The following is a 5,056-nucleotide window of genomic DNA, read 5'->3' as shown; positions in this document are numbered from 1 at the left end:
GGCATTTGTACCGACTGACCCACCGCTTTCGCGAGCAAGCCCGCTCCCACATTGGGATTGCGTGCGTTCAGTTGAAGGCGATATAGAAGTACCCCAGTTGCGGATCACGCCCCATGGCCGGTACTCGCGACACGAAAATGTCTTCCACCCGGCCTAGCTTCGGCAACTCCATTACACATAACCCATCGACAAACTCTGTGGGTTTCAAGCTGTTGAACTCGACACTGAACGGCATGCGTTCGTTGTTGGGCATCCGCGAGCGGGGTGTTTCTTCAAGGCTGTCGATATGGATCGGCAATTCACTTCCATCCGGCAGTCGCAGGGTCCCCGTCTTGCCCAGCAGCGCCTGAAAGTGTTGGCTTTGAACCTGTTGCAGCATGGCGTCACTCCAAAATTGAAAGTGACCGGGGGAGTTGAGTCCCCCGGCGCGTCCTCAGTTGCGCGATGGGAACAGCCCATTCAGGGCGATGCTGAAGTTGAGCACCAGGAACGGGTTCATCACCTCCATGGGCAAGCCATTACCGGCGGACGAGATTTCCCCCGTGACCGTGGTGGCCACGCCTTTGAGTGGCACGGCTGCAGCGCCTTGCGCATCGGAGTAGATGCTCGCCGAACCCGGGCCACCGCCCGAGGCACCGATGTACGAGTTGGTCGCGGTCGGGTTGGAGACCGGGTTGCTCGCCGGGCTGGCCAGTTGCAGCGTGGTGGTGGCCGTGAGCCCGGACAAGGCGTGGGTGTGATTGGGCAGGTTGGTGATGGTGGCGGTGACGTTCTCGGTCCCGGAGAATTCACCGATGACGCGCGTGGTCAGGCCCAGGCCGTTGCCCTGTGCCATCGGCAGACGGCCTTGCAGGTTGGGTAGCATGAAATTGGTGGTGCCATTACCTCCGAAGTTGACGCCCAGCAGTGCAAAAACCGTGTTGTATTGCGAGATGCTCAGCGTCTGGCCATTGCACAGGGCCCAGCCGTTGGGCGCGTAGTTAAAGGCGAAAGGCTGGATAGTGCCGATGAATACTTCCATAGTTCCTCATCCCTCAGGTTAGTTGTCTGGCGCGCCACGCGGGTGGCCCGGGCATCCGGGCAGATCGTTGCGATTGGCCGATTCCTTTCATCTCCGTGGCTGGGTCACGCCAAGCCAGAGCGTAGTTGATCCGCATCACTGCCGAATGTCGTTGGTCGCAAAGCCAGCATCGACGACGGCGCTGTCGCTGTCCTACAGTGATTGCAAGCTTCAAGGTTTTTCATCGGCCGTTTCGAGGGGAGGCAATGGAGGCGCGCAGAGAAACGCCGCTTGACGGCACCCAAGGCCCCCACGCGGCACCCGGCGCTTGGGCGAGTGTTCAGCGCTTGCTTCGATGGGTGCGCGAGCATTGGCTGCTGCCGATCCTGGCATTGGCCGCGCTGGTGCGTTTTTATGACCTGACCGCGGCGGCGGTCTGGGGCGATGAAGGTTCCAGTCTGCTGCTGAGCCAGTATTCGCTGGCCGATATCTGGACGCATGCCGCCCATGATGTGCATCCGCCGCTGTATTTCATGCTGCTGCATGGCTGGATCGAGCTGTTCGGTAATGGCATTTTTTCGATTCGAAGCCTGAGCGCGCTACCGGGGATTGCCACCGTGGCGCTGGGCGTCTGGCTGGTGGACTTGCTCGCCACTCGCCGCGCCGCGTTGCTGGCCGGCGTCTTGTTGGCGCTGCTGCCTACCGCCGTGCGTTACAGCCAGGAAGTGCGCATGTATTCGTTGCTGGGGCTGTGGCTGATCGGTGCCACGATCGCCCTGGTTTACTGGATCAAACACCCAGGACGTAAGCGCTATCTGGTGATTTACGCACTGCTGATGAGCGCGGCGTTCTACACCCATTACTTCACCGCCCTGTGTGTGCTGTGTCACTGGCTGTATCTGGGGCTGATCCGCGTACAGCCTGGCTATCGCTTGCGGCATATCCAGCAGCCCGGCTGGTGGGTGGCGAACATGGCGATTGTGTTGGTGTACTTGCCGTGGGTGCCCAACCTGATCGATCTGATTCAACACATGGATCAACTCAAAGCCAATGGCGATGTGGGGTGGGAGACACCGGTCACGTTCGCCTCGTTGCCTTCGATGATCTGGTTGTTCCTGATCCAGGACGATGGCGAGACCCTGACTACACCGATTTTCATCACGTTGCCTTTGGCGTTGCTGGCCTTGGTGTGGGTGGCGCTGGCGCGGGATCGCAGTGTCATTCGTGGCAGTGCATTGGTGGTGATCTATACCGTTTTGCCGTTGTTGCTGGTCTTTTCGGTGTCGTTCATCTCGCCGGTGTTCGTCGAGCGTTACCTCACCGCGTACGCCCTCGGCCTGCCGATGATTGCCGCGTTGGCCATTGATCGTCTGTACGCGGTCTTCCGGGTGTTGGCCGTGACGGTGCTGGTGTTGTTTGTCGGCGTCGAACTGGTGGGCCTGAACAACAACGCCACGGTCGATACCAACGATCAAATCAGCGTCATGGTCGATTACGTCAACCAGCACTTCATTGCCGGTGACCGGATCGTCACCAGCGACATGCTCTGGTACCTCAGTTACGTCTACTACAACCGCACCGACGCGAAACCGCTGCTGTACACCCCGCCGTCTGCCAATGGCGCTTCGAGCCGGCCGAATGCCTATGGTTTCGGCACGCTGGTGACCCAGGATATTTACCTCGACAGCCTCGGTAATTTGCCCAAAGGCACTGGCCGAGTGTGGTTGATCGGTACCCTCGATGTGCCGGACGAATTCGCGCCGTTGCCCGCAGGCTGGCAGAACGTCGGCGTAACGCAGGCGGGAGGCGCTAACGCGCGTTTGTTCGTGTTGCATTGAGCCTGTAACCAAAATCGCGTTTTTCAGACGATTTAGTTTCGATTTGATATCAAAACACCATTACCCGTAACGCCATTCATGGTCTAGGCTCCGTCATACATAAAGGACTTATGATCAGGGTGAAGGGATTGCCACAGTTCCATTTTATTTCCGGCTTGCCGCGCTCAGGCTCGACCCTGCTTTCTGCGATCCTTTTGCAGAACCCGCGCTTTCATGCCGGCATGACCAGCCCCGTTGGCGCCCTGTTTTCCGGTGTTCTGGAACAGTGCAGCGCCGGCAGCGAGTTCGGTGCGGTGATCGATACCGATCTGCGCCGCCGTTTGCTACGCGGTCTGTTCGATTCCTTCTACGCCGACAAGGCCGACAAACCAGTGGTGTTCGACACCAATCGGTTATGGAGTTCGCGCCTGCCGGCCATCAGCGATCTGTTCCCTCAAGCCAAGGTCATTGCTTGCGTGCGCAATGTCGCCTGGGTCATGGACAGCATCGAGCGTTTGTATCGCGCCAACCCCTTTGAAAACACCAAGCTGTTCGGCGACGCGGTCGAGCGCAACACGGTCTACAGCCGTTGCGAAACCCTGGCGCAGCGCAATCGTCTGGTGGGGTTTGCCTGGGCAGCACTCAAGGAAGCCTATTACGGCGAACACGCCGACTCGTTGCTGATTGTCGATTACGACTTGCTGACCCAGGCACCTGATCGGGTCATGCGGCTGGTCTACGACTTCATTGGCGAGCCGTGGTTCGAGCATGACTTCAACAACCTCGCCTACGACGCGCCGGAGTTCGATCAAGCCCTTGGTGTCTCCGGCCTGCATAAAGTCAAACCCAAGGTCGAGCTGCAATCGCGGCGCACGATCCTGCCGCCGGATTTGTTCAAGCAGTACGCAGAATTGTCCTTTTGGCTCGATGGCTCAGCCAGCGCCGCCAATGTCATTCGTATGAAGGCCGACGCCGCGATCAGTTGATTGCGGCGTTTTCATTGACGCGTCAAGCAAGTTCGAGTCCGGGTGAGCAGCATGTGGTGGAGCAACGGCAAGTCGCGGGTTATCAACGGCGCAAGAGCGTCGGCCTCGCCAATGATCATGTCCCTGGAGCCGCGAATGCTGTTCGACGGCGCGGTGGCGGCCACGGTAGCCGATGCCGCTCAGCCTGACAGCCATCCCACTGCCGACGCGGCAAAAGCGTCAACGGCCGATCAGCCGGTCGCGAGCAAGGACACCCACGGCCAGGCCGACGCCACTCCCGCGCCAGTACCCGTTGCAGTGCCGGGCCAGAGCGTGGTGTTCGTCGATTCCCGGGTCAAGGATTCCGATAGCCTGCTCAAGGGCGTGGCGCCTGGCACCCAAGTGGTTCAGCTGGATGCGACCAAGGACGGCTTGCAGCAGATTGCCGCCTATCTGGACACGCATCAGGGCATCAGTTCGGTGCAGATTATTGCTCATGGCAACGCGGGCGATCTGTGGCTGGGCGATAGTTATCTGTCCGCCGACAACGTCGCGGCCCGCAGCGCCGTGCTGGCGGAAATCGGCAAGGACATGAACGTCGGCGGCGACATTCTGATCTACGGCTGCTACACCGCCGAAGGTGAGCGCGGCTTGAGTTTTGTCGACTCGCTGGCGCAGTTGACTGGCCGCGATGTGGCCGCTTCCAGCAACCGCACCGGGGTCGGTGGCGACTGGAATCTGGAAATTGCCACCGGCAACATCGAAAGCGCCAACGTCCTCTCGACCACGGCCATGAGCGACTATCAGTGGGGCTTGGCCACCTGGACGGCCACCAACAATGCCAACACGGGCGTCGGCTCATTGCGTGCCGCCATCGCCTCGGCGCAGAACGGCGATATCGTCACCTTCAACGCCAGCATGACGGTGCAGCTGACGTCCGAACTGCTGATCAACAAGAACATCACCGTTGATGGCGACTTGAACAACGACGGCGCGGCTGACGTGATTCTCGATGGTCAGTACAGGACCCGAGTGATTGAAGTAGCGGCTGGCAAAATCGTGACCCTTGATGGCCTGGTGATCACCCGGGGCCTGGTGTCGGGCACGGGCGGCAACGGTGGCTACGGTGCCTCGGGGGCGATGGCCGGGGGGATTTTCAACGCAGGGATTCTGACCCTGAACAACGTTACCGTGACCTCCAATGCCGCTTCCGGTGGCGGTGGCGGCGGTGGTGTCACTAGCCCTTTTTACGGCGGTGGCGGTGGTGGTGGCGG

General features: G+C 60.1%; 5 protein-coding genes. 3 read left to right on the top strand and 2 right to left on the bottom strand.

Translation table 11 applies throughout. The features are described from left to right. Positions 1-67 precede the first annotated feature (67 nt). Positions 68-379: a DUF6916 family protein gene (locus tag KGB23_RS29935; protein ID WP_223433685.1), complete on the bottom strand. Its 312-nt coding sequence runs from the start codon at positions 377-379 to the stop codon at positions 68-70. A 54-nt stretch (positions 380-433) separates the two neighbouring features. Then, positions 434-1,021, bottom strand: a complete 588-nt coding sequence (locus KGB23_RS29930; RefSeq protein ID WP_223433684.1) for a phage tail protein — start codon at positions 1,019-1,021, stop codon at positions 434-436. Between the two features lie 245 nt (positions 1,022-1,266). Between KGB23_RS29930 and KGB23_RS29925 the strand changes: the two genes are divergently transcribed. From KGB23_RS29925 to KGB23_RS29915, 3 genes are all read left to right on the top strand, one after another. Next, the gene (locus KGB23_RS29925) at positions 1,267-2,838 is read left to right on the top strand and encodes a glycosyltransferase family 39 protein (protein ID WP_223433683.1); all 1,572 of its coding nucleotides are present in this window, start codon (positions 1,267-1,269) and stop codon (positions 2,836-2,838) included. A 119-nt stretch (positions 2,839-2,957) separates the two neighbouring features. Further along, positions 2,958-3,803 carry a sulfotransferase family protein gene (locus KGB23_RS29920; protein WP_150656932.1) on the top strand — a complete coding sequence of 282 codons (846 nt, stop codon included), beginning with the start codon at positions 2,958-2,960 and terminating at the stop codon, positions 3,801-3,803. Between the two features lie 51 nt (positions 3,804-3,854). Continuing rightward, on the top strand, positions 3,855-5,056 hold a 1,202-nt coding region (locus KGB23_RS29915; RefSeq protein ID WP_223433682.1), incomplete at its 3' end, for a DUF4347 domain-containing protein.

The sequence above is a fragment of the Pseudomonas sp. GL-B-26 genome (genome assembly GCF_019947405.1).
Taxonomy (GTDB): Bacteria; Pseudomonadota; Gammaproteobacteria; order Pseudomonadales; family Pseudomonadaceae; genus Aquipseudomonas.
This window is presented reverse-complemented; position numbering and strand designations above follow the sequence as displayed.

Bases quoted from the DNA above. Each gene is read 5' to 3' on its own strand.
- KGB23_RS29935 (WP_223433685.1), bottom strand. From the start codon at position 379: ATGCTGCAACAGGTTCAAAGCCAACACTTTCAGGCGCTGCTGGGCAAG.
- KGB23_RS29930 (WP_223433684.1), bottom strand. From the start codon at position 1,021: ATGGAAGTATTCATCGGCACTATCCAGCCTTTCGCCTTTAACTACGCG.
- KGB23_RS29925 (WP_223433683.1), top strand. From the start codon at position 1,267: ATGGAGGCGCGCAGAGAAACGCCGCTTGACGGCACCCAAGGCCCCCAC.